The following is a 24,171-nucleotide window of genomic DNA, read 5'->3' on the forward strand; positions in this document are numbered from 1 at the left end:
CCCGGTGCCGCCCGGGTCGGCACCCCCCGCCGGTGGCTGGCAGCCCGCCCCCGCCCCGAAGGCCCGGGGCCGTGGTCTGGCCGTCACCGCCCTGTTCCTCGCTGTGGTCCTGGGGCTGGTCAGCGGCTTCCAGGCGCTGCGGATCCACCAGCTCACCGGCGAGCTGGGCGACCTCGACCAGCAGTTGACCGAGGCGCAGGGGCGCGACGGTGCCCGGATGGAGAGCCTGGAGGGTCGCACCCAGGACCTGGAGCGGCAGACCTTCAACCCGGAGACCATTGCCACCGCCGTCCTGCCCAGCGTGTTCCGGGTCCGGGCCGGTGCCGCCACCGGCACCGCCTTCGCCGTGGGAGGACCTGCCGAGGGGGGCGGGGCCAACCTGTTCACCAACTACCACGTGGTGGAGTCGCTCTGGCTGACCGGTGGTCGGCAGGTCTTCCTGGAGCGGACCGACCAGCGGTTCCCGGCCACCATCGTCGAGGTCGACGAAGTCAACGACGTCGCCCACCTGCGGACCACCGGGAAGTTCGACGGGCTCGTCGCCGCCACCGAAGAGGTCCGGTCCGGCCAGCAGATCGTCGTGGTCGGGGCGCCGCTCGGCCTGGAGGACAGCGTCACCACCGGGGTGGTCAGCGCCTTCCGGCGGGCCGAGGGGCGAAACGGGCCGATGATCCAGTTCGACGCTCCGATCAACCCCGGCAACTCCGGCGGTCCCGTGATCAACGGGGCGAAGGAGGTCGTCGGCATCGCCACCGCCAAGGCGCGCAACGCCGAGGGGATCGGGCTGGCCGTGCCGATAAAGACCGCCTGCGACGGCTTCAAGATCTGCTGATCCCGGCCCCCCGAAAGCCGCGCCGACCCTCCCGGCGGGCAGCCGTCACCCCTGAGAGAGAGCGATGACCCAACCACCCCCGCAGGGCTCTTCCCCCGAGCCCTCGGCGGACCCCGGTTCACCACAGCCCCGGGGCTCCGTCTACGGTCGCCCGCCGACCTCCGGGCCACCCGCCGGGTCTCCCCAGCCCGCGCAGACCCCGGCTCCACCGCCCCCCGTCGCACCACAGTCCGCCGCACCGTCACCCGTCTCGCCGTACGGCCCCCCGCCGCAGGCCGCCCCGCCGTCACCCGTCTCGCCGTACGGCCCCCCGCCGCAGGCCGCCCCGCCGTCACCCGTCTCGCCGTACGGGCCGTCGCCCCAGTCGGCCCCGCCGTACGGGCCGCCGCAGTCCACCCCGCCGCAGGTGGGGCCGGTGCCGCCGTACGGGCCGACGGCCTTCGCGCCCCCGGGATCCGCGCCGCCGTACGGGCCGTCGACCCCACCGGCCCGGCGGAGCCGGGCTGCAGTGGTGCTCGGTGTCGTCGCCGGGCTGCTGCTGGTCTTCGGCGGGGTGATGACCGGACTCTTCGTCGTCACCGGCAACGAACTGGACAGCGTCGAGAAGAAGCTCGCCACGTCGGTCTCTCAGGGGGAGGACCGGACCAAGGAGCTGGAGCGGCTCCGGGGTGAGTTGCAGACCGCCAAGAACCGGTTGGCCGACACCGAGCAGGATCTCACCGGCACCCGCAACGACCGGGACGAGCAGGCCCGGCAGAAGCGGGTCATCGCCGACTGTCTGAACCGGCTCACCACGGCCCTGGACGCGGCCGGTCGTAACGACCAGTCCGGTTTCAGTCGGGCGACCCAGGGGATGACGACGATCTGCAACGAGGCCGAACGGTACCTGTGAGGCTGGTGGCCCGGTCCGCACCACCGGGTCGTGGTCGGCTGGTCGCGGGTCAGGCGGTGCCGGCGGGACGGTGTTCGGGCAGCGCCGTGACGCCGGGCGGGGGCAGACCGGCGGTGGAGGCGAGCAGCGCGCACCAGGCCGTCAGGTGGGCGGCCAGGTCCTCCCCGACCGGGGTCCAGGAGGCGCGGATCTCGATGTCACCGGTGGCCGGTGGCCCGGCCAGTTCGCCGAACCGGGTCGACATGGTCTGGGTGACGGTTCCGCCGAGCGCCCGGTGCGGCGCCTGGTGCGCCTCCAACGCGTCGGTCAGCCAGGTCCAGCCCACCCCGGGCAGCAGCGGATCGGCGGCCAGCTCCGACTCCAGGTCGGCGGTGACGTAGGTGACCAGGCGAAGGGTGCCCTGCCACGCCTCGTGTCCGGTCGGGTCGTGCAACAGGATGAGCCGCCCGGTGGCGACGTCGTCGTCGTCGCGCAGGACGGTGGCGGAGAGCGCGAAGGCGTATGGGGCCAGCCGCTGGGGCGCACCCCCCTCCTCCAACGCGATCTCCGCACGGGGGGTGACCGAGCGTAGTCCGGCGACCGCGCGGGCGAAGGTCTCCGGGTACGCGGTCGGGGGGGCCATGTCGGCGAGCCTATGTCGCCGCCGGACGGACCGCCGGGCGGCGCGCCGACTCGCGCGGGCCCGCCGGAGTCGACGGTTGACGGTGGGTAAGGGACCCTGATCGGAGCGTGTCGCACGGCTCCGGAAAGGGGAGGTGGTGACCCTCTGTGTCCCGGTTCGTCACCCGCAGCCCGGGCGCTGTCGCGGGCGGAGATCACACCGGGGGCGGGCGGGCTCCGGGCGTGCGGCAGGCGTGCGACGATGGGGGCGATGACCACCACCAGCGCGGGCGTCGACGCCCGAGACGAACCCCGCCGAGGGCCTGCGGACTCGACCTTCGTCCGGGCCTGCCGGCGGCGACCCGGCCCCCACACCCCGGTCTGGTTCATGCGTCAGGCCGGCCGCAGCCTTCCGGAGTACCGGGCGATCCGGGCCAACGTGGCGATGCTGGAGTCCTGCCGTCGGCCCGACCTGGTCACCGAGATCACCCTCCAACCGGTACGTCGGCACGGGGTGGACGCGGCGATCCTGTTCAGCGACATCGTGGTGCCTGTCGCGGCGGCCGGGGTCGAGCTGGACATCGTCCCCGGCACCGGTCCGGTGGTGGCCGAGCCGGTGCGGACCGCCGCCGACGTGGAGCGGATCCGACCGATCGACGTCACCGACGTGTCCTACGTGGACGAGGCGGTCCGGCTGCTCGTCGCCGAGCTGGGCGACACCCCGCTGATCGGCTTCGCCGGTGCCCCCTTCACCCTGGCCAGCTACCTGGTCGAGGGAGGGCCGTCGCGGACCCACTCCCGGACCAAGGCCCTGATGTACGGCGATCCGGACCTGTGGCACGCGCTCTGCGGTCGACTCGCCGACGTGACCCTCGCCTTCCTGCGGGTGCAGGCCGCCGCCGGGGTCAGCGCGGTGCAGCTGTTCGACTCGTGGGCCGGGGCGCTCTCCGAGGCCGACTACCGTCGTTTCGTCCTGCCGCACTCGACGAGGGTCCTGCAGGGCCTGGCCGAGACGGGGCTCCCCCGGATCCACTTCGGGGTGGGCACCGGGGAGCTGCTCGGGGCGATGGGTGAGGCCGGCGCCGACGTGGTCGGGGTGGACTGGCGTACCCCGCTCGACGTGGCCACCGGGCGGATCGGCCCGGACAGGGCGGTCCAGGGCAACCTCGACCCCTGCGTGCTCTTCGCGCCGTGGCCGGTGGTCGAGGCCGAGGTGCGGCGGATCCTGGAGCAGGGCCGGGCCGCTCCCGGGCACGTGTTCAACCTGGGGCACGGGGTGCTGCCGGAGACCGACCCCGAGGTGTTGACCCGGGTGGTCGCGCTGGTGCACGAGGTCTCCGCCCGCCCGGCGGAGTAGGCGGTCGGCGGGATGCGGCGGCCCTGGCGGGTGGCGGTGGTGGGCGGCGGGATCGCCGGGCTGGCCGCTGCGGTCCGGTTGCGCGACCGTGCTCCGGCCGACACCGAGATCACCGTGTACGAGCAGTCGGGTGCGCTCGGCGGCAAGCTGCGCACCGGTGAACTGGCCGGTCAGCCGGTGGAGTTCGGTGCCGAGTCGTTCCTGGTGCGGGATCCGGCCGGGGGCGAGTCGGCAGCGTTGACACTGGTCCGCCGACTCGGCCTCGGCGGGCAGGTCGTGCACCCGACGGTGGGGCGTGCCGCGGTGGCCGTCGACGGCGGGCTGCGGCCCATCCCGGGCGGGACCCTGGTCGGCGTACCCGGGGATCTGGCGGCGGTGGCCACCGTGGCCCGGCCGGACGCGGACGCCGACCGCGACGAGGGCCGCCCGTTGCTCGACGCGGACGTCGACGTCGCCGTCGGGGCGCTGGTCCGTCGTCGGCTCGGCGACGAGGTGGTCGACAGGCTTGTCGACCCGATGCTCGGCGGGGTGTACGCCGGTCGGGCCGACGATCTGTCCCTGGCCACGACGATGCCGGCGCTGGCCCACGCCGCCCGCACCGCGCACACCCTCACCGGGGCGGTCCGGGCGGCCCGGGCGGCGGCACCCCGGGCCCCCGGGGCACCGGTCTTCGCCACAGTGGCCGGCGGGTTGAGTCGGCTTGTCGAGGCGGCTGCCGCAGCCAGTGGGGCCACGATCCGGCAGCACGCCGCGGTCCGTGAGCTGACCCGGGTCGGCGGGGGGTGGCGGCTGACCGTCGGGCCGACCCGCGAACCGGAGCACGTCGAGGTCGACGCGGTGGTGCTGGCGGTGCCGGCCCGGCCGGCGGCCCGGCTGCTCGCCCCGACCGACCCGGACGCGGCGACGACAGTGGGTGCCCTGGACTATGCCGGCGTCGCGCTGGTGACACTTGTGCTTCCCGCGCCGGACCTGCCGGAGCTCTCCGGTTTCCTGGTCCCGGCCACCGAGGGGCTGTCGATCAAGGCGTCGACCTTCTTCACCACCAAGTGGGGGCACCTGCGTCGGCCGGACGGGTCGGCCCTGCTGCGTGCCTCGGTGGGCCGGTACGGCGACGAGACGCAGTTGCACCGCCCGGACGCCGACCTGGCCGCCACCGCCCACCGGGAGGTGTCGGGCGTGCTCGGCACCACGCTGCCGGACCCGGTCGCCGGGCACGTGCAACGCTGGGGCGGCGCCCTGCCCCAGTACACGCCGGGGCACCTCGACCGGGTGGCCGGGGTCCGGGCGGCGCTGCGCCGCGCCCACCCGACGTTGACCCTGGCCGGGGCCGGCTACGACGGGGTCGGCATACCGGTCTGTGTCCGCTCCGGCGAGACGGCGGCCGACGAGATCATCACAGCACTGGGAGGTGCGGGGTCATGACCGAGCAGACCAACGCGGCACGGCTGCGGGAGCTGAACGACACCATCCGGTACACCATGTGGTCGGTGTACCGGGCCGGCAGCCAACTGCCGACGCTACGGGAGAACGTCACCGGCGAGGTGGAGGCCCTCTTCGCGGAGCTGGCCGGGCAGGACGTGACGATTCGGGGCACCTACGACGTCTCCGGGCTGCGCGCCGACGCCGACGTGATGGTCTGGTGGCACTCCTCGACCAGCGACGCGCTCCAGGAGGCGTACGGGCGGTTCCGCCGGACGGCGCTGGGGCGGACGCTGACCCCTGTCTGGTCCCAGATGGCCCTGCACCGGCCGGCGGAGTTCAACAGGAGCCACATCCCGGCGTTCCTCGCCGACGAGCGGCCCCGCGACTACGTCTGCGTCTACCCGTTCGTCAGGTCCTACGAGTGGTACCTGCTGCCGGACGAGGAGCGCCGGGAACTGCTCGCCGAGCACGGCAAGATGGCCCGGGGCTACGCCGACGTGCGGGCCAACACCGTGGCGTCGTTCGCCCTCGGCGACTACGAGTGGATGTTGGCCTTCGAAGCCGACGAGCTGCACCGGATCGTGGACCTGATGCGGGACCTGCGGGCCTCGCGGGCCCGCCGGCACGTCCGCGAGGAGGTCCCCTTCTACACAGGTCGTCGTCGGTCGGTGGCCGAGATCGTCGCCGGTCTGGTCTGATCCGGATGCCGGAGCAGACCGCCGGGCCCGACGACGTCCCCGCCGTGCCGGAGGGCGATGCCGTGCCGGAACACCCCGCCGTGCCGGAACACCCCGCCGTGCCGGAACACCCCGCCGTGCCGGAACACCCGGCCGGGCCGCAGGGCAGTGCGGAGTCGGTGGACGTGCCTGCCCTGTGGCTGTCGGGTACCGGGTCGGCCGACGAGCGGCGGGAGGTCCTGGGGGACCTGGCCGCCCGGGCCGACGCCGACCCGACGCAGCGGCAGCCGGTGGTGGAGGTGATCTGCCGGTTCCTGCGCGCCCCGGACCCGTCGGCCCGCACCGACCAGGCGTTACGGGACGCCGCCGCCGGGCTCCTCGCCGACCGGCTCCGACCTGTGGGACAGACCCCGCCCCGCTGGGCGGGGATCGACCTCGACCTCTCCGGTGCGACCCTCGTCGACCTCGACCTCGGCGGGTGCGTCCTGGCCGGGGGGCGGTTCGCCGACACGAGGTTCCTGGGGACGACCACCTTCGTCGGCACCCGGTTCACCGGGGACGCGGTCTTCTCCCGGGCGGTCTTCGACGGCCCCGCCCGCTTCGGCGGGGCCACGTTCGACGGGGACGCCGCGTTCGGTCGGGTCCGGTTCCGTGGGCCGACCGACTTCGGTCGGGTCGGGTTCGGCGGCATCGCCTGGTTCGGGCGGGGCGAGGACGAGTTCTGGGAGGACGACCCGGCCTGGGAGACCGTCGAGCAGTGGCGTCCGCTGCCCTGGGACGAGCCGAACGAGACCGATCCGAACTGGCCGCTCGCCGTCGTGACGGGGGACTACCAGGAGTGGTCCGAGGGCGGCGTCGGGGCCCGGTTCGGGGCGTCTGTCTCCTTCCGGCAGGCCCGGTTCACCGGTCCGGCCTGGTTCGGCAGGGCCCAGTTCGGCGGGGTCGTCGACTTCTGCGAGGCCTACTTCGGCGCGGGGGCACACCTGGAGCCGCCCACGGCGGATCTCACCGACGCCCGTACCGGTGGCGAGGTGTCGGATCCGGAGGCGTACTGGCCGCCCGGGTGGCGGGTGGCTGCCACCCCGACCGGAGCCGGGTTGCTGCTCGCGGAGGAGGACCTCCGGGCGTACCTGGTGCGGCTGGTCGACCCGGATCCCGACGTACGCGACGGGGGTCTGCGCGGGCTGGTCGCCCTCGCCGACGACCGCCCGGCCCTGCGGCAGCGGGTGGTCGACGCGGTCTGCGGGTGGCTGCGCCGCCCGGTTCCGTTCCCGCTCACCGGGGTCCACACCGCCGAGCAGGCCGCCGAGGTACGGCTGCGCGGGGTGGCCCAGGAACTGCTCGCCGACCGGCTTCGTGGCGGTACGCGGCACTGGCCCGAGATTGATCTCGACCTCTGCGCGGCGGTCCTCGTCGACGTGGACCTGACCGGGTGCCGGGCCCGGTACGCGGACTTCACCGGCACCCAGTTCCACGGGGTCACCCGCTTCGACGACAGCAGCTTCGAGGCGGCCCGGTTCGACCTGGGGGCCGGTGCCGGTGTGGCAGTCTTCCACGGCCCGGTCACCTCCGCCGGTGCCCGTTCGGGGCCGCCCCCGGGGTCCCCGGGGGCGGCCCCGCTCTGATCAGGTGGTCGCGGTGCAGGTGAGGGTCGGTGTGGTGGCGCTGCCGGAGCCGGTGAAGCCGAAGCTCGCGGTCCCTCCGGCGGGCAGGTTGCCGTTGTAGTTGGCGTTGCGGGCGGTCACAGTCGATCCGCTGGTGGTGACTGTGGCGTTCCAGGAGCTGGCGATCTGCTGCCCGCCCGGGTAGGTCCAGGTCACCGTCCAGCTCTTGATGGCGGTGGTGCCGGCGGTCACCTGGACCTCACCCTGGAAGCCGCCGGACCACTGGCCGGTGAGCCGGTAGGCGGCGGTGCATCCGGCGGTGCCGGCCGGGGGCGTGGTGGGCGGGGTGGTCGTCGGCGGGGTCGTGGGCGGCGTGGTCGGCGGGGTGGTGGGCGGGTTGGTCGGCCCACTGCCGCCGAAGTTCACGTCGCTGCACAGGTAGTAGGACTGGTCGAGGTGGCTGGCCTGCCAGATGGTGTAGACGATGTGCCGGCCGGTGCGGCCCGGTGCGTTCGCCGGGATGTCGATCTGGACCCCTCCGGTGGTCGGGGTCCACCGTGAGGCCGGGGTGTTGCCGATCTGGCCTGCCAACTCCAGGTCCTCCCAGCGCAACGGGGAGGTCAGGGCGTTGAAGCCCTGCTTGGTCACGTAGACCCTGATGTAGTCGGCACCGTGGCTGGCCTGGTCGAAGAAGCGGACCCGGAAGTTGTTCGAGACGTCGGTGGTCCGCCACGCCCCCACGGTGTCCATGGACCGGTACCGGCCCCCCTCGGTCCGGCCGCCGCTGCACAGTTGGCCGTTGGGGATGGCGCCCTGGTGGTTGCCGGCGACGCCCTCACGGAACAGGCCGTTCCAGTTCCACATGGCGCTCGGGTTGTCCTGCCAGGCCTGCCAGCACATCGGGTCCTCGGTGGCCATGTTCGGGTTCTGGAAGTCGCCACCCCACCGCTGCCAACAGCCGTAGTTGCGCGAGGCCGGGTCCACGACGGAACCGTGGGCGGACGCGGGGGTGGCCAGGACGGTGGTCAGCAGCAGCACGGCCGCCACAGCGGTGGCGAGCAGCCCGCCGACGAGCGGGATGCGTCGTACTCGGGAGATCGTGGACATGGGTTGAAGCCCCCAGGGGAGAGGTCGGTTGACGAAACGCCCGGACTGGCGCGAGTTGCCCTCAGCTCGCGTCGGTGGTGCGGCTCCCACGTCGGCCTGTCTCGCAGAGTGGCATATAGATAGGTGTCAGTCAATCTGTCTCGGTGTCCCGGCCCTGGTGCACCGCCGGTCTACCATCGGGACGACACCGGATCATGACGCCGCCGGGCGTCCTCGCACCCGAAAGTCGCCATGTCCCAGCACGTACCGCACGGCCCCCCGCCCACGCCGCCACCCGGAGTCGGGCCGACCCACCCGGGGTGCGGTCCGCCCGGCCCCGGGAGTCCGCCCGAGCGTCACCGACCCGGTCGACGTGGGCTGCTGATCGGGGGTGTCGCCGCCACCCTGGCCCTGCTGCTCTGCGCGGGCGCGGGCGCGGGCGTGGTGGTCGCCTGGCGGGTCCTGCCCACCCCGCAGCCCGACCACCTGGCTGTCGTCTGGTCCACACCGGCACCGCCGGACCGGCGGGACCTGCCCCGGACGTACGCGACCTGGGTCGGCGCGGACGTCGTGGTGCGGGCCACAGCCGACGGGGTGAGGGCGTACCGGCTGGCCGACGGGGATCCGGCGTGGACCGTCCCGCTGCCCGACGGGGAACGGATCTGCGCCGCCGCGATCGGGTCGAGCGGCCACCACGGGGTGTTCGCCCACGGCGGGCACCGGTGCGACCGCATCGGTGTGGTCGACCTGAGATCAGGGGAGCGGACCGTCACCGTCCGGATACCCCTGCCGGAGTACGCGGCCGAGCCGCCCCGGGGGTACCGGCTCCTCGCCGCCGGGGAGGTGGCCGTCTTCGACGACGAGGCGACGATCACCGCCGTCGGACTCGGTGACGGCACGATCCGCTGGCGACAGGAGAAGGGCGACTGCGCCGCCGAGGTGTACGCAATGAGCGCCGAACGGGTCCTGATGGATCGGCGGTGCCTGTCCGGGGAGGGGACGTACCTGGTCGGAGTGGACCCGGCCACCGGCGAGAGTCGGTTCGAGGCGCTGCTCGGTCAACGAACCACAGTGCAGAACGTGGTCTCCGTCGACCCGGTGGTCGCCGTGGTCAACCCGACGCGGTCCCCGGACGTCGTGGTGGCCACCTTCGACCCGCAGGGACGCCGGACCGTCGAGATCCCGGTCCGCGCCCCCGGGCGGGCCCTCGACTTCGCCAGCACCTCCGCCGAGACCGGAGAGCCGGGCGCGAGTCCGTCCGGAATGGTGGTCCGCGACGGTGTCCTGTTCGCCGTGAACCAGGCCGACCGGGGGCGGGTGGCCGCGTTCGACCTCACCGACGGCACGCCGACCTGGACGCAACAGGAGGGCGACGGGCAGACCCGGATCCTGCGGGTGGACGACCGAGGGGTCTGGGTCACCCGGCAGGCCGCCGGATCGACGGGGCTGGTGCTGGTCGAGGCGGGAACCGGGGCGGCGACCCTGCTCGGCCGGGGACTACCGGAGGAGGTCGGGCCCTCGACCGGACCGGCCTTCGAACACGACGGGTACCTGGTCCTCACCGCCGGACCCCGCCCCGCCGACCGGGAGCCCCTGGTGGTGGTGGCCCGGTGGCGGTGACGGCCGGTGGACGGGTCAGCGTGCCGGTCGGCCGGGGCGGCGCATCGGCACGTGCGGGATGCCGTCCTCGTCGTACTCCGGGCCGTCGGCGGTGAACCCGAACCGGGCGTAGAAACCGGCCTGGTGCGACTGGGCCGACAGGACGCACGGTGCCGCGCCGACCAGGGCCAGGGCCTCGGTCATCAGCCGGGCACCGTGCCCACCGCCGCGCTCGGCCGGAGCCACCGCGACCCGGCCGATCCGGGCCGTGCCGTCCGGCTCGTACAGGACCCGCAGGCACGCCAGGACGGCACCGTCGCGGCTGATCCAGAGATGTCGGGCGTCGGGCTCGACGTCGCGTCCGTCCAGTTCCGGGTACGGGCACTCCTGTTCCACCACGAAGGTGTCGACCCGCAGTCTGAGCAGGTCGTAGAGGGTGCGCGGGGGCAGGTCGGCGAAGGCGGACACCTGGAGGGACGTCGGCTGCACGCCCTGATGGTAGGCCGCACCGGAGCCCCGGTGGGCACCCCGGGTCGACCCCGACGACCCGGGGGGATCGTCCGCCGTGGCGTCGGCGGACGGTTCAGGCCGGGCGGGCACCGACGGCATCGCGGATCTGCGCCCCCGGCTCGCCCGCCGACGTACGGGCGCAGTGCCCGCAGCAGAAGAAGCGGCCGGAGACCTCGACCCCGTGGCCGACGATCTTGACCTGACAGTGTTCGCAGATCGGTGCCAACCTGTGGGCGGCGCACTCGAAGCTGTCGAAGGTGTGTACGTCGCCGCTGACCGTACGGACCTCGAAGGCCATCCAGTAGTCGTTTCCGCAGACCTCGCAGGTCGCCATGACAGTTCCCCCGTGACAGACGTTTTCCCAAGCCTGCGCGACGGCGGTGACCGGCGGTCCGAAAACCGGATATTCGCAGCGCCGACGGCGTGTCACGTCGGCGTGTCGGGTGACGTCCCGGGAGAGCGGCCCTGTGCGGGCCCCGGTCCCGGGTCAGCTCGGCCGGGGCTCCAGCCGGACCGAGATCGAGTTGACGCAGTGCCGGGTGTCCTTCGGGGTGAAACCCTCACCCCGGAAGACGTGCCCCAGATGGCTGTCGCACCGGGCGCAGCGGATCTCGGTGCGGACCATGCCGAGGCTGCGGTCCTCGATCTCCCGGACCGCACCGGGCAGGGCGTCGTCGAAGCTCGGCCACCCGCAGTGCGAGTCGAACTTGTCGTCGCTGGGATACAGGTCGGCCCCACAGGCGCGGCAGTGGTACATCCCGGGGGTCTTGGTGTCCACGTACTCGCCGGTCCAGGCGGGTTCGGTGCCGCCCTGGCGCAGCACCCGGAACTCCTCGGGACTCAGTCGCACCCGCCACTGCTCGTCGGTACGGGGCAGGTCGTTCTCGTCGAGACTCACCGGTCAACGGTACGTCGACAGTCGGTGCCATGGCATATGGTCGCGCCATGGGGGCCAGCAGAGCCACGTCCGGGGTGGGAAAGCGTGCCGAGCAGGTCGAGGTGGCCGGTCGGGACGTCCGGCTGACCAGCCCCGACCGGGTGATCTTCCCGGAGCGTGGCTTCACCAAGGCGGACGTCTTCGAGTACTACCTCGCAGTGGGGGAGGGCATCATGCGTGCCCTCCGGGACCGGCCCACCACGCTGCAGCGTTTTCCGGACGGCGTGGACGGGGAGATGTTCTTCCAGAAGCGGGTGCCGACCCGGGGGGTGCCCCCGTGGTTGTCGACGGCGACGATCAGCTTTCCGAGTGGACGCAGCGCCGCCGAACTCCGCCCCGCCGACCTGGCCCACGTCGCCTGGGCGGCCCAGATGGGCACCATCGTGTTCCATCCCTGGCCGGTGCGGGCCGGTGACGTCGACCGACCCGACGAGCTGCGCGTCGACCTCGACCCGCAACCCGGCACCGACTTCGTCACGGCGGTCGCCGCCGCCGGCGAGCTGCGGGGGATCCTCGACGAGCTGGGGGCCACCGGGTGGCCGAAGACCTCCGGGGGGCGAGGGCTGCACGTCTACCTGCGCATCGAACCCCGGTGGACGTTCACCGAGGTCCGCCGGGCCACCATCGCGCTGGCCCGGGAGCTGGAGCGTCGCCGACCCGACCTGGTCACCACCGCCTGGTGGAAGGAACAGCGGGGTGAGCGGGTCTTCGTCGACTACAACCAGATGGCCCGGGACCGGACCATCGCCTGCGCGTACTCGCTGCGGGCCAACGCCCGGGCGACGGTCTCGACCCCTGTCGACTGGGACGAGCTGCCCGACGTCGAACCGGACGACTTCGACCTGCGGACCGTCGCGGCCCGGCTGGCCGAGCGGGGCGACCCGCACGCCGGGATCGACGACGCCCCGTGGGACATCACCCCGCTGTTGGAGTGGGCGGACCGGGACGCCGCCGACGACCGGGGCGACCTGCCCTACCCGCCGGACCACCCGAAGATGCCCGGCGAACCGAAGCGGGTCCAACCGTCGAAGGACCGTGACCGCCCCCGGTAGTCGGACCGCGGAGGGGTCCGAAGGGGATCGGCCGATAACGATCAAGTAACGGGCGCGAACCTTTTCCCGGGCGCACCCCCTCTTCCTGGTCACCGGTCAACCGGGGGCAGGGAGGCGCGGGGATGAGACTGGTGTTGCGGCGGGCGCGGGAGGCGCGCGGGCTGCTGCTCGCTGCCACCACGGCGGCCCTGGTGGCGGTGGCCCTGGTCACCGGCCTGGCCCACCACAACCGGGAGGCTGTCGACGCCGGTCAGCGGAGCCTGCTCGCCGCCGCGCCCGCCGAGGAACGAACCCTGCTGATCAGTGGTGCCGGCGGGCGGGACCGCGCCGAGTACGCCGAACGGGACCGCACCGTCCGGGACCGGTTCGCCGACGGGCTGGCCGGGGTGCCGGTCACCGTCGCCTCGGCCCGCTACGGCACCGGCCGGGAACTGGTCGACGCGCCCGCCGTGGACCGGGACGGGGACGACCCGGTCTTCGCCACCCTGAGCACCCTGCCCGACCTGGCCGGACGCGCCGAACTCACCTCCGGCCGCTGGCCCCGCCCCGGCGTGGACCCGGTCGAGGTCACAGTGCCCGAGAAGGTCGCCTCCGGGCTGGGGATCCGCGCCGGGCAGCGGGTGCCCGTCGTGGACCGGAGCTCCGAGCAGGAGAGCCATCTGCTCGTCGTCGGCGTCTGGAACCCCGGCGACCCGACCGACCCGTACTGGCGGTTGGCCCCGGGGGTGGGTGCCGCGGCCCCGACCGGGCCGGTCACCTCGTACGGGCCGTTCGTGTTGGATCCGGCGGACTTCGACAGGTCCTTCCCCCGTTCCTTCTCCGCCGCCTGGCTGGTCCAGCCCGACCTGGCCGCCGTGGCACCGGGACGGCTCGCCCCGGTCAAACAGGCAGTCGCCGAGGCCGCCGTCGAGGTGCCCGAGGCCGCCGGGCTCGGCACGTCGGCACGGAGCGCCACCGACATCGACCACCTCGTCGACCGGCTCGCCCGAGCCGACCTGGTCGGCCGCTCCGCGCTGCTCACCCCGCTGCTGCTGATCCTGGTCCTCGGCGGGTACGCCCTCGTGCTGGTCGCCGCGCTGCTCAGCAACGACCGACGGGCCGGGACCGCGCTGCTGCGCGCCCGGGGTGCCTCCCGGGGACAGGTGGTCGGCCTGGCCGTACGGGAGGCGGGGCTGGTGGTGTTCCCCGCCGTCCTGCTCGCCCCACCGCTGGCCGGGCTGGTCCTGCGTCACCTCGGCGGGGTCGACACCGGCCCCGGCCCGGCGGTGGCAGTGGTGACCGGGGTCGGCGCTCTGCTCGCCCTGGTGGTGCCGGCGCTGCGTCGGGCCGGGACCTACGTCGCCGACCTCGCGTCCCGGTCCCGTCCCCGCCGGGGCGCGGCCGTCCAACGGGCCGGTGTCGACCTGGCCCTGGTGGGGTCGGCGGCGCTGGCCTGGTTCCAGCTGCGGCAGTACTCGGGACCGCTGGCCGGTGCCGACGGTCGACTCGGCATCGATCCGTTGCTGGCCAGCGCCCCGATCCTGGGGGTCCTGGCCGGGGCGGTGGTGGCGTTGCGGTTGCTGCCACCGGCGACCCGGGTGGCCGAACGCCTCGTCGACAGGCGACAGTGGACGGCCACCGTGTTCGGGATGTGGCAGGCCGGTCGACGACCGCACGCCGGGCCGGTGCTGCTGCTCGCCCTGGCCGTCGGCGGCAGCACCCTGTCCTGGTCGCTGCTGAGCACCTGGGAGACCTCCCGCAGCGACCAGGCCGACCACACAGTCGGCGCGGACCTGCGGGTGGTCGAGCGGGGCGGGGTCGCCCCGGTGGGCCGGGCCGGTGAGCTGGCCGCCCTCGACGGGGTCGGGCGGGCTTTACCGGCCTGGCGCGACGAGCTGCGACTGGGGCGGGGCGACCTGCCGGTGGCAGTCGTCGGACTGGACGCCGCCGGGGCATCCGGTCTGGTCCGGCTCGACGACCGGCTCGCCGACGAACCGGTGACGGAGATGTTCGACAGGCTGGTCCGGGCCCGGGGGGCACCGGCCGGGATCGCGCTGCCCGCCGAGGCCCGGCAGCTCACCGGCGTCGTCGGCACCCCGGTACGGGAACCGGCCCGTCCGCACCGGGTGACGGTGTCGATGTTGTTGACCACCGACGACGGGCAGGCGTACCGGCTGCCGATGACCGAGTCGGACAGCGACGGACGGCCGACGCGCGTCACAGTCGACCTGCCGGACACCGGCGGGGCGGCGATCCGGCTGGTCGGGTTCGCCGTCGACGCCCCGCCACTGGGGGACCGGTACCGGCTGACCGTCGCCGACCTGGCCACCGTCGACCCCGACGGCACCCGGCGGGCCGCGTCGGTCGACGGCGGGTGGGTGAGCACCGACGGGGGCGAGGTCCGACTGCCCGCCACCGCCACCGCCGGCACCCTCGGCGCGGAGTTCCCGCTGCCACCCAAGGGGGAGAGCTGGTGGTCGGTCCAACCGCCGGTACGGTTCAGCGTCCTGCCGGACGCCGAGGCCGAACCGGTACCGGCTCTCCTGACCCCCGGTGTCCGGGCGGCGCTGAGCCTGCGGACCGGGGAGACGGTCACCCTGGGGTTGCCGGGGGCCTCCCTGCCGGTCAGGTTCGTCGGCGAGGTCGACGCGGTGCCCACCACCGGCGGGGACGCGATCCTGCTGGACCTCCCGGCGGCGGTGGACCGGTTGGCCCGGACCCGGGGGGTGGTGCGGCCGGTGCCGCAGTGGTGGGTACGCGCCGACGCCCCGCCCACCGCCGTCCGGAGCGTCGCCGACCTGTCCGGTGTCACAGTGGTCGACCGGATCGCCGTCGCCGAGACGGCCGCCCGCGACCCGTACTGGCGGGCGGCCCGGACCGGGCTGCTCGCGGCGGCGTTCGGTGCCGTCCTGCTCGCCCTGGTCGGGCTGGCCGTCGACGTCTGGGCCACCGCCCGGCACCGGTCGACCGAGTTCGCGGTCCTGCACACCCTCGGCGGGTCCCCCCGGCTGCTGGCCCGGGCCCTGCTGGCCGAGCAGACCTTCCTGGCGGGGCTCGGCGTGGGGGTGGGGGTGCTGCTCGGCGCGCTCGTCGGGGCGGCGACGGCACCCCTGGTGATCGTCACCCCCACCGCCGACCGCCCGATCCCCGAGGCCGTCTTCCACCTGCCCTGGCTGCCCGTCGGCGTGACCTCGGTCGGTCTGCTGCTGGCGGCCCTGGCGTGCAGCGCCGTCGTCGCCACCGGGCTGCGACAACGGATGACAGTGGCCCGACTACGGATCGGGGCGCAGCGATGACGGTCCACGAGACCCTGCGGCGGATCCGGTCCCACCGGGCCACCTTCCTGCTCCTGGCGGTGCTGACCCTCCTCGTCGCCGGGCTGGTGGAGGGGGTGCCCCGGATCACCGACCGCCTCACCGAACAGGGCCTGCGGCACCACGTGGCGGACCGACCGGCGGTGCTGCGGGACCTCACGTACGACGCCGACCCGGCCGGGTACGTCGACGCCACCGGACCGGTGGCGGCCCGCCGGGCGGAGCTGGACCGGTTCGCGGAGCGGATGCCGACACCGGTACGCGCCGTGGTGGCCCGCCGCTGGTACCTGGCCGAGGCGGCACCCGGTCGGCTGACCGGCCCCGACCTGGCGGCCCGGAACCTCCTGGTCGACCTGCGGTTGAGGACGTCACCGGGGGCCGACGGGGCGGGCACCCTCGTCGACGGCGACTGGCCCACCGACGAACCACCGGCGGCGGGTCCGATCCCCCTGGCCCTCGCCGCCGACGTCGCCGCCGGTCTCAACCTGCGGGTCGGCAGCCGCCTGGACCTCGCCGCGCTGCGCCCCGACGACGGTGCGGAGCCGGTGGAACTGGTGGTGGTCGGGGTCTTCCGCCCCACCGACCCGGCCGACGGGATCTGGGCCGGACTACCCCCGGTCCTGCGAGTCGTCGAACCGGAGGGGGACGGCAAACCGTTCAACGCGGTGGGCCTGGTCGGGGCGGGGGCGTTGGACGCCCGCGCCGCCGAGGGGTGGCCGCTGCGGTTCAGCTGGCGTTACCGGGTGGACGTCGACCGTCTCGCCCCGGGAGACCTGGACGCGACGGTCGACGGGCTGACCGGGATGCAGCGGGACGTCCTCCCCGGCGTCCGGTTCACCCAGGGCCTGGACCTGCCGTTGCGGGAGTTCGCCGCGTCGGCCTCGGCCGCCCGGACGTTGCTCGCCGTGGTGGCGGCCGGGGTCCTGGGCACCCTGGCCGGTCTGGTCCTGCTCGTGACCGGCCTGGCGGTCCGCGCCCGGCGGGAGGAGTTCGCCCTGATCCGGGCGCGGGGCGGCGGCCGGAGCAGCCCGGCACTGCACTGCCTGGCCGAGTCGGCCCTGGTCGTCCTCCCGGCGGTGGTGGTGGGCTGGTCGCTCGGTCGCCTGGTCCCGGGCGACGCCGCCGGCACCGGCTGGCTCCTGGTGGCGGTGGCCGTCGGGGTCACCGCGGCGTTGCCGGTGGCGGCGCTGGCCGTACCCGACGGGACGACGGGTCGGCGGGACACCGTCCGGTGGGGCACCGGCCCGCGTCGCCTCACAGTCGAGGTGCTGCTACTGGTGCTGGCGACGCTCGGGGTGGTGCTGTTGCGTCGGCGGGGACTGACCCCGGGTGCTGTGGATCCGCTGCTGGTCTCCGTGCCGGTGCTGGTGGCGGTGGCGGCGGCGACTGTGGCGCTGCGGGCGTACCCGTGGCCGCTGCGGCTGCTGGGTCGGGTCGCCGCCGGCACCCGGGGCGGGGTCGCCTTCCTGGGTGCCGCCCGGGCCGCCCGGTCCGGCTTCACCTCCCCACTGGTCGTGGTGGTGGTGGCGGTCGCCACCGCCGCGTTCTGCGCCGTGGTGGCCGGCGGGATCGAGGCCGGTCGGGACCGGTCGACGAGCCGGGCGGTACCGGCCGACGCGCTCGTCGAGGGGTTCCGGCTGGCCCCGGAGACCGGTGACGAACTGGCCCGGCTGCCCGGGGTCCGGGCGGTGACCCCGGTGGCCGACGAGGCGGACGCTACGCTGTCCCGGGACGCCCTCGGCGCCGACGCGGGGCTGGGGGACGTCACGGTCCTGGTGGTCGACGGCCCGGGACTGGCCGACGTGGCCCGCCGCGCCGGGCGGGACGTGGCGGTACCGCAGGTGCTGTCGGTCGGGACGGATCCGGCCGGACCTGCCCCCGCTGTGGTCTCCCCGGCCGTGGCGGGGGCGCTGGCCGAGGCGGGCCTGGACCGGTCCGCCTTCGTCGAGTTCCAGGGCCAGCGGTACGAGTTCCGGGTGGCCGACACGGCAGTCGACTTCCCGCTGGTGCGCCCCGGCACCGACCGGTTCCTCGTCCTGCCCTGGCAGGCGCTGCCGACCCGGGCCTACCCGGCGGTGCCCACCGGGTTTCTGGTCGCCGGAGCGGACCTGGACGTGGCCGCCGCGCAGCGCGTCGGGGACCAGGGACAGCGGCGGTTCCAGTCCGGCGGTGCGCTGGCGGCGGGCGGTGAACCGATGCCGGTGACCGTGTCGACCTGGGCCGACCTGCGCGCCCGGCACGGTACGGGTGGGGCGAACGGGGTGCTGGCCTTCGGTTTCCTCGCCGGGGCGGTCGGCGGAACCGGGTTGGCGCTGCTGGCCGTCGCGCTCACGGTGCTGGCCGGGGCGCGGGACCGGGCGCAGACGGTGTCCCGGCTGCGCACCCTCGGCCTGTCCCGGGGGCAGTGGCGGGGGCTGCTGTTGATCGAACTGGCCCCGCCGATCGGGGTGGCGGTGCTCACCGGCGCGCTGGTGGGGGCGCTGCTGCCGGTGCTGTTGGCCCCGACGCTCGGCCTGCGGGCGTTCACCGGCGGCACCCCGGTGGCTGTCACGTTCGACCCGGCCCTGGTCGCGGGGGTGTTCGGGTTGGGTGGGCTAGCCCTCGCCCTCGCCCTCGCCGTGGAGATCCTGAACAACCGCCGGTCGCGTCTCGGGGACGCGCTGCGTATCGACAGAGGGGAGTCGAGATGACGAGCACCATGGCCCCGACCGGTGACGTACCGGACCTGGCCACGTTGCAGCGCCGGGCCGCCCGCCGGGCCGCCGAACGGGCCGGCGGGCAGGACCGGTTGCGCGGGCACATCGTCTGTGACGGTCTGGTCCGCATCTACCGCAGCGAAGGGGTGGAGGTGGTCGCCCTCCAGGGCCTCGACCTGGTCATCGACCGGGGTGAGCTGGTGGCGATCGTGGGGGCTTCGGGTTCCGGGAAGTCGACACTGCTGAACATCCTCTCCGGGTTGGACACCCCGACGGCGGGCATCGCCCGGGTGGCCGACTACGACCTGCTCGCCCTCTCCGCCCGTCGTCGCCTGAGCTACCGGCGGAGGGTCGCCGGGTTCGTCTGGCAGCAGACCGCCCGCAACCTGCTGCCGTACCTGACGGCTGTGGAGAACGTCGAACTACCGATGCGACTGGCCGGTCGGCGCGGTCGCCGCGCCCGCCGGGACCGGGCCCGGGAGCTGTTGGAGACGGTCGGCATGGGCCACCGGGCCGACCGGCGACCGGCCCAGCTCAGCGGGGGTGAGCAGCAGCGGTGTGCGGTGGCGGTGGCGGTCGCCAACGACCCGGAGGTGCTCTTCGCCGACGAGCCCACCGGCGAGTTGGACGAGGCGACCGGCGCGGAGGTGTTCGGCGCCCTCCGGATGATCAACGCCGAGTTGGGGGTCACCGTCGTGGTGGTCACCCACGACCCGGCGGTGGCCACCCAGGTCCGTCGGACAGTCGCGATCCGGGACGGGCGGACCGCCTCCGAGGTACGCCGGACCGCCCGGGTCGGGGCGGACGGCACCACCGAGGTGATCAGTGAGGAGTACGCGGTGCTCGACCGGACCGGCCGGATGCAACTGCCGGCGGCCTTCGTCGACGCGCTGGCGTTGCGGGACCGGGTCCGGCTCGACCTGGCCCCGGACCACGTGCAGGTCAGGCCGGGAGACGACAGTGCCGGTGCCGGGGCGGACCGGGGCGACGGGAGGGAGCAGCGGTGAGGGCGGAGACTGTGGTCCGGGGGGTCGACGGGGCGTCGCCCGATCCTGCGGTGCGGGTCGAGGGTGTGCACCGCAGCTTCGGCCGGGGCGAACAGGCCGTCGCGGCGCTGACCGACGTGTCGTTCACGGCCGGGACCGGTGAGCTGGTCGCCCTCCGGGGACGTTCCGGGGCGGGGAAGACCACCCTGCTCAACCTGGTCGGCGGGCTGGACCGGCCGGACTCGGGCCGGATCGTCGTCGCCGGCACCGACGTGGCGGTGGCGGCGGAGCGGGACCTGTTGACCCTGCGCCGCCACCGCATCGGCTTCGTGTTCCAGACCTTCGGGCTGATCCCGATCCTGTCGGCGGCCGAGAACGTGGGCGTACCGCTGCGGTTGGCGAAGGTGCCGGCCGGGCAGCGGGAGGAGCGGGTGGCGGTGCTGTTGGAGCTGGTCGGGTTGGGTGACCAGGCCGCACAGCGCCCGTACGAACTCTCCGGCGGTCAGCAGCAGCGGGTGGCGTTGGCCCGCGCGTTGGCAAACGAACCGGACCTGCTGATCGCCGACGAGCCGACCGGCCAGCTCGACTCGGAGACCGGCCGGTCGGTGATGGACCTGCTGGCGGCAACGGTGCGGGCCCGGGGGACGACGGCCCTGGTCGCCACCCACGACCCGGCGCTCATCGACCTGGCCGACCGGGTCCTCACCCTGCGCGACGGCCGCCTGGTCGACGGCTGAACCCGGGCGCCACCCGGGTCGACGCGCCGTACCCACTGGTCGACGCGCCGTCCCCCGGGGTCAACGGGCCGGGCAGCGCAGGCCGTCCGGGGGGACCGTCAGGTCGATCAGGTACGCGTCGACCGCCTCGACGACGCAGGCGGTCTTCGGGTACGCGGTGTGCCCCTCGCCCTCCCAGGTCACCACCCGCCCGACGGCCAGCATCGAGGCCAGGGCGGGGGTCTGCTCGTACGGGGTGGCCGGGTCACCGGTGGTTCCGACCACCACGATCGGCGGTGCCCCGTCGGCGGGTCCCGTCGGGTACGGGTCGGGTCGGGCGGGCCACTCGACGCAGGACAGCATCCCGGTCGCCAACGCCGGCCCGAACAGGGGGTACTCCTGCCGCCACTGCGACTGGTACTGCCGGATCTGTTCCACTGTCGGCCGCTGGGCGTCGTCCGAGCAGTTCACAGCGAGATTGGCGTCGAACAGGTTGGAGTAGCGCCCGTCGGGTTCCCGGCCGGCGTACCCGTCGGCGAGGGTGAAGACCTCCGTCGGGTCCCCGTCCGCCAACTCGTCGATCGCCCGGGCCAGCGCCTCCCAGCCCGCTTCGGTGTAGAGCGAGGAGACGACGGCGAAGAAGATCCAACCGGCTGTCGCCTCCCGGCCGTCGGCCCCCCGTACCGGCGAGGACCGGGCCTTGTCGATCGCCGAGGTGACAGCCGCCCGGGCGTCCGGGGCGATCGGGCACCGGGCGGCGTTCGCCGCACACCACCTGTCGAAGTTGTCGAAGGCCCGCTCGAAGCCTCGGGCCTGCCCCTCCGACCCGGCGACCAGGTCCTGCCGGGGGTCGATCGCCCCGTCGAGGACGAGGGCCCGGACCCGCTGCGGGTAGAGCTGGGCGTAGGTGGCGCCGAGCAGGGTGCCGTACGAGTAGCCGAGGTAGGTCAGCTTGTCGTCACCGACCGCCGAGCGGATCGCGTCCATGTCCCGGGCGGCCTGTGCGGTGGAGAAGAGCGACAGCTGGTCGCCGTACCTCTCGCCGCAGCCCTGACCGATGCGGCGGTTGAGCGCCCGGTAGTCGTCGAAGTCCTGCTGGCCGACAGGGTCGGGGTCGGATCCGAAACTGGCGTCCAGGTCGGCGTCGGAGATGCACTCCACCGGGCTGGAACGGGCCACCCCGCGCGGGTCGAAGCCGACGATGTCGAACCGTTCGGTGATGCTGTCGGGCAGTCCACCGAAGGCGGGCCCGAAGGAGAGATAGACGGCGGTGTCCACCCCGGACCCACCCGGGCCGCCCGGATTGATCACCAGTGACCCGATCCGGTCGCGCTGCTTGGTGGACCGGGCCCGCAGGAGGGCGATCTCGAAGGTCTCCCCGCTGCCCGGTCCGGCCGTCGCCCCCGTCCCGTCGCCCCAGTCACGGGGTACGGCGATCCGCGCGCACTCGTACCGCATGTCGGGTGCGCCCCGGCCTACCAGTTCCTGGGCCACCTCGGGGCAGGGTCGCCAGTTGGCGGCCCGCTCCCCGGAGGTCTCCCCGTCGTCGGCGGTACGGGGAGCGAACGCCGGGAGGGTGCAACCGGCGGCGACCAGGGCCATGGCGACGAGTCCGGCGAGGATGATCCGGACCCGACGGATCCGGTGCGACGTACGGGGCAACTGTCGACCTCCCAGGTGATCTCCACGGTACGCTACGCGGGGTCCTCACGAACGGCTGCGGGATCCCCGCGCAGGACCTCGTCCACGTCGTACCGGATCGGCCTGTCGAGCTGGTCGTATCCGCACGAGCGCGGGTCCCGGTCGGGTCGCCAGCGCAGGAACCGGGCGGTGTGCCGCAGCCGGTCACCCTCCATCGCGTCGTACGCCACCTCGCACACCAGTTCGGGGCGCAACGGCTCCCACTCCAGGTTCTTCGTCCCGGTCCACCGGCTGACCCCGCCGGGGATCCGCTGCCCCCGCTCGTGGTCCCCGTGCACCCAGGGGTGTTCCCCGTCGACCTCCCGGTAGGGCCCCAGCTCGTCGAGGAGTTCCCGGCGGCGGACCGCGGTGAACGAGGAGCTGACCCCGATGTGGTGCAGCACCCCGGAGTCGTCGTAGAGGCCGAGCAGCAGCGAACCCACCACCGGGCCGGTCTTGTGCCACCGGAATCCGGCCACCACCACGTCTGCGGTCCGGGCGTGCTTGACCTTCGCCATCAGCCGCTTGCCCGGTGCGTACGGCAGGTCCGCCGGTTTGACGATCAACCCGTCCAGTCCGGCGCCCTCGAACACGTCGAACCACCGTCGGGCGGTCGCCGCGTCGGTGGTGACCTGGGTGACGTGCATCGGCGGGCGTACCCCGGAGAGGGCCTGTTCCAGCCGGGCCCGGCGCTGCGGGTAGGGCCGGTCGGTGAGCAGTTCGTCGTCGACGGCGAGCAGGTCGAAGGCGACGAAGTCGGCAGGGGTGGTCTCGGCGAGCAGCTTCACCCGGGACGTGGCCGGGTGGATTCGCTGGGCGAGCAACTCGAAGTCGAGCCGGGGCTGTCCCTGCGGGCCGTCCCGGCGGATGACGATCAGCTCGCCGTCGACGGCGCAGCGTTCGGGCAGCTGCCGCCGGGCCTGCTCCACCACCTCCGGGAAGTAGCGGGTCATGCTCTTGCCGCCCCGGCTGGCCAGCTCGACCTCGTCGCCGTCGCGGAAGACGATGCAGCGGAAGCCGTCCCACTTGGGCTCGTACGTCAGCCCGCTGTCGGTCGGCAACGACGACACCGCCTTGGCCAGCATCGGCTCGACCGGCGGATTGATCGGCAGGTCCACGGCCCCAGTCAACCAGATCGACCCGAGGCCGAAGCCCCGGTTCCCCGTCCACCGCCGGGCGTGTCCGGCCCGACGGTCAGTAGCCGGCGAAGGAGCGGATCGGCATGCGGGGGCCGTAGCGGGGGGCGTGCAGGCCCTCGGCGGCGAGGAGGAGACAGACCCGCCCCCGGTGGCCACGGAACGGCTCCAGCAGCGTCAACATCCGGGCGTCGTCGCCGCGCGGCTCACCGGCCAACGCCCAGGTCACCATGTTGGGGACGTGGTAGTCGCCGACGCTCACCGCGTCCGGGTCACCGTAGGCGACCCGGACCACCTCGGCGGCGGTCCACGGCCCGATCCCGGGGACGGCTGTGAGTCGACGGGTGGCCTCCGCCGAGTCCGCGCAGCGTTGCAGCCGGTCGGCGAGGGCGGCGGCCCGCCGCAGCGTCTCCGCTCGTCGTTGCTCCACCCCGAACGGGTGGAAGACCCAGTAGGGGGCGGCGGCGACGGCGGCCGGATCCGGGGGGAGCAGTAGTGACCGCACCGGGCCGGGGGCCGGTTCGGCGAAGTGGCGCACGATCGCCGCGTACCCCCGGTAGGCCTCGGTTCCGGTGACCTTCTGCTCCAGGATCGCCCGCAGCACCCGGGGGAAGACGAGCCCGGTGGTGGGCATCCGGAGCCCCCGGTGCCGGGCGGCGAGCCGGGCGACGAGCGGGTGTGACCGGGCCAGTTCGGCGAAGCCGGTCAGGTCGTCGCGGAGCCCGGCGACGGCGTCGGCGCTGTCGACCACCCACCCGGCGCCGGGGCCGTACCCCTCGGCGACCAGGTCACCGCCGGTCGGCCGGAGGGCGAGGGTGGCCGGGCCGTCCGGGGTGCGGGTGGCCCACCAGAAGACCCCGTCGGCGATCCGGGCACAGGGGTCGTACCTGCTGAAGGTCAGGGCGCGGACCGACGCCCCCAACCGGTGGTCGGCGGGGGGCCGCAGCACCCGGCGGGCCGCCGGACCTGTCGCATCCACCCGGACACTCTGCCACGCGTCCGTGCTGCCGGGACCGGGGGCCGTGGGTCCGTGCTGCCGGGACCGGGGGTCGTGGGTGCCGGCAGCGCGAACCCCCCCCGGCGGCGGCACGACGGA

Annotated in this window: 21 protein-coding genes; 12 read left to right on the plus strand and 9 right to left on the minus strand. The window is 74.3% G+C overall.

What is annotated here, in order from left to right; translation table 11 throughout:
- On the plus strand, positions 1-832 hold an 832-nt coding region (locus ABT336_RS21020), incomplete at its 5' end, for a S1C family serine protease (protein WP_350898327.1).
- 141 nt (positions 833-973) lie between these two features.
- Here the strand turns inward: ABT336_RS21020 and ABT336_RS21025 are convergent.
- Positions 974-1,411, minus strand: a complete 438-nt coding sequence (locus ABT336_RS21025; RefSeq protein ID WP_350898328.1) for a hypothetical protein — start codon at positions 1,409-1,411, stop codon at positions 974-976.
- Between ABT336_RS21025 and ABT336_RS21030 the strand changes: the two genes are divergently transcribed.
- Positions 1,389-1,724 carry a hypothetical protein gene (locus tag ABT336_RS21030; protein ID WP_350898329.1) on the plus strand — a complete coding sequence of 112 codons (336 nt, stop codon included), beginning with the start codon at positions 1,389-1,391 and terminating at the stop codon, positions 1,722-1,724. The two genes, ABT336_RS21025 and ABT336_RS21030, sit on opposite strands and share 23 nt — an antisense overlap.
- Before the next feature lie 49 nt (positions 1,725-1,773).
- Here ABT336_RS21030 and ABT336_RS21035 read toward each other — a convergent pair whose 3' ends face one another.
- A complete protein-coding gene (locus ABT336_RS21035; RefSeq protein ID WP_350898330.1) occupies positions 1,774-2,346 on the minus strand; it encodes a DUF3000 domain-containing protein in 573 nt (190 codons plus the stop codon).
- 249 nt (positions 2,347-2,595) lie between these two features.
- Here ABT336_RS21035 and hemE point away from each other — a divergent pair, with 249 nt between their 5' ends.
- Genes hemE through ABT336_RS21055 form a run of 4 tightly spaced genes read left to right on the plus strand, consistent with a single transcriptional unit; the run spans position 2,596 to position 7,405 of the window.
- Complete coding sequence (gene hemE / locus ABT336_RS21040) at positions 2,596-3,681, plus strand: uroporphyrinogen decarboxylase (RefSeq protein WP_350898331.1); 1,086 nt, start codon at positions 2,596-2,598, stop codon at positions 3,679-3,681.
- 12 nt (positions 3,682-3,693) lie between these two features.
- Complete coding sequence (hemG, locus tag ABT336_RS21045) at positions 3,694-5,103, plus strand: protoporphyrinogen oxidase (RefSeq protein WP_350898332.1); 1,410 nt, start codon at positions 3,694-3,696, stop codon at positions 5,101-5,103.
- Positions 5,100-5,801 carry a hydrogen peroxide-dependent heme synthase gene (gene hemQ / locus ABT336_RS21050; RefSeq protein WP_350898333.1) on the plus strand — a complete coding sequence of 234 codons (702 nt, stop codon included), beginning with the start codon at positions 5,100-5,102 and terminating at the stop codon, positions 5,799-5,801. Before hemG ends, hemQ begins: the two co-directional genes overlap by 4 nt.
- 5 nt (positions 5,802-5,806) lie before the next feature.
- Entirely contained in the window at positions 5,807-7,405 is a 1,599-nt protein-coding gene (locus tag ABT336_RS21055) for a pentapeptide repeat-containing protein (RefSeq protein WP_350898334.1), read from the plus strand.
- Here ABT336_RS21055 and ABT336_RS21060 read toward each other — a convergent pair whose 3' ends face one another.
- A complete protein-coding gene (locus ABT336_RS21060) occupies positions 7,406-8,491 on the minus strand; it encodes a lytic polysaccharide monooxygenase auxiliary activity family 9 protein (RefSeq protein WP_350898335.1) in 1,086 nt (361 codons plus the stop codon). It lies immediately after the preceding gene.
- Positions 8,492-8,722: 231 nt separating this feature from the next.
- Here ABT336_RS21060 and ABT336_RS21065 point away from each other — a divergent pair, with 231 nt between their 5' ends.
- A complete protein-coding gene (locus ABT336_RS21065) occupies positions 8,723-10,090 on the plus strand; it encodes an outer membrane protein assembly factor BamB family protein (RefSeq protein WP_350898336.1) in 1,368 nt (455 codons plus the stop codon).
- A 15-nt stretch (positions 10,091-10,105) separates the two neighbouring features.
- Here ABT336_RS21065 and ABT336_RS21070 read toward each other — a convergent pair whose 3' ends face one another.
- From ABT336_RS21070 to msrB, 3 genes are all read right to left on the minus strand, one after another.
- Positions 10,106-10,558 (minus strand): GNAT family N-acetyltransferase, encoded by a 453-nt coding sequence (locus ABT336_RS21070; RefSeq protein WP_350898337.1) that lies wholly within the window; start codon positions 10,556-10,558, stop codon positions 10,106-10,108.
- Positions 10,559-10,652: 94 nt separating this feature from the next.
- Complete coding sequence (locus ABT336_RS21075; protein WP_350898338.1) at positions 10,653-10,913, minus strand: metallothionein; 261 nt, start codon at positions 10,911-10,913, stop codon at positions 10,653-10,655.
- Positions 10,914-11,066: 153 nt separating this feature from the next.
- The gene (gene msrB, locus ABT336_RS21080; RefSeq protein WP_350898339.1) at positions 11,067-11,477 is read right to left on the minus strand and encodes a peptide-methionine (R)-S-oxide reductase MsrB; all 411 of its coding nucleotides are present in this window, start codon (positions 11,475-11,477) and stop codon (positions 11,067-11,069) included.
- Positions 11,478-11,524: 47 nt separating this feature from the next.
- Between msrB and ligD the strand changes: the two genes are divergently transcribed.
- From ligD to ABT336_RS21105, 5 genes are all read left to right on the plus strand, one after another.
- On the plus strand, positions 11,525-12,568 hold the full coding sequence (gene ligD, locus ABT336_RS21085; RefSeq protein ID WP_350898340.1) for a non-homologous end-joining DNA ligase: 1,044 nt from the start codon (positions 11,525-11,527) through the stop codon (positions 12,566-12,568).
- 122 nt (positions 12,569-12,690) lie between these two features.
- Positions 12,691-15,843: an FtsX-like permease family protein gene (locus tag ABT336_RS21090; protein ID WP_350898341.1), complete on the plus strand. Its 3,153-nt coding sequence runs from the start codon at positions 12,691-12,693 to the stop codon at positions 15,841-15,843.
- Positions 15,840-18,551: an FtsX-like permease family protein gene (locus tag ABT336_RS21095; protein ID WP_350898342.1), complete on the plus strand. Its 2,712-nt coding sequence runs from the start codon at positions 15,840-15,842 to the stop codon at positions 18,549-18,551. Before ABT336_RS21090 ends, ABT336_RS21095 begins: the two co-directional genes overlap by 4 nt.
- Positions 18,548-19,564, plus strand: coding sequence for an ABC transporter ATP-binding protein (locus ABT336_RS21100; RefSeq protein WP_350898343.1), 1,017 nt, complete (start codon positions 18,548-18,550; stop codon positions 19,562-19,564). Before ABT336_RS21095 ends, ABT336_RS21100 begins: the two co-directional genes overlap by 4 nt.
- Positions 19,561-20,280 carry an ABC transporter ATP-binding protein gene (locus tag ABT336_RS21105; protein ID WP_350898344.1) on the plus strand — a complete coding sequence of 240 codons (720 nt, stop codon included), beginning with the start codon at positions 19,561-19,563 and terminating at the stop codon, positions 20,278-20,280. Before ABT336_RS21100 ends, ABT336_RS21105 begins: the two co-directional genes overlap by 4 nt.
- 60 nt (positions 20,281-20,340) lie before the next feature.
- On the opposite strand, the gene ABT336_RS21110 is transcribed toward ABT336_RS21105, so the two are convergent.
- The 3 genes from ABT336_RS21110 to ABT336_RS21120 form a co-directional block, all read right to left on the minus strand.
- On the minus strand, positions 20,341-21,861 hold the full coding sequence (locus tag ABT336_RS21110) for an alpha/beta hydrolase (RefSeq protein ID WP_350898347.1): 1,521 nt from the start codon (positions 21,859-21,861) through the stop codon (positions 20,341-20,343).
- Positions 21,862-21,953: 92 nt separating this feature from the next.
- Entirely contained in the window at positions 21,954-23,057 is a 1,104-nt protein-coding gene (locus tag ABT336_RS21115) for an ATP-dependent DNA ligase (protein ID WP_350898345.1), read from the minus strand.
- Positions 23,058-23,133: 76 nt separating this feature from the next.
- Positions 23,134-24,054 (minus strand): DNA-3-methyladenine glycosylase family protein, encoded by a 921-nt coding sequence (locus tag ABT336_RS21120; protein WP_350898346.1) that lies wholly within the window; start codon positions 24,052-24,054, stop codon positions 23,134-23,136.
- Between the last annotated feature and the right edge of the window lie 117 nt (positions 24,055-24,171).

It is taken from the genome of Micromonospora sp. NPDC000207 (assembly GCF_040300925.1).
GTDB lineage: Bacteria > Actinomycetota > Actinomycetes > Mycobacteriales > Micromonosporaceae > Micromonospora.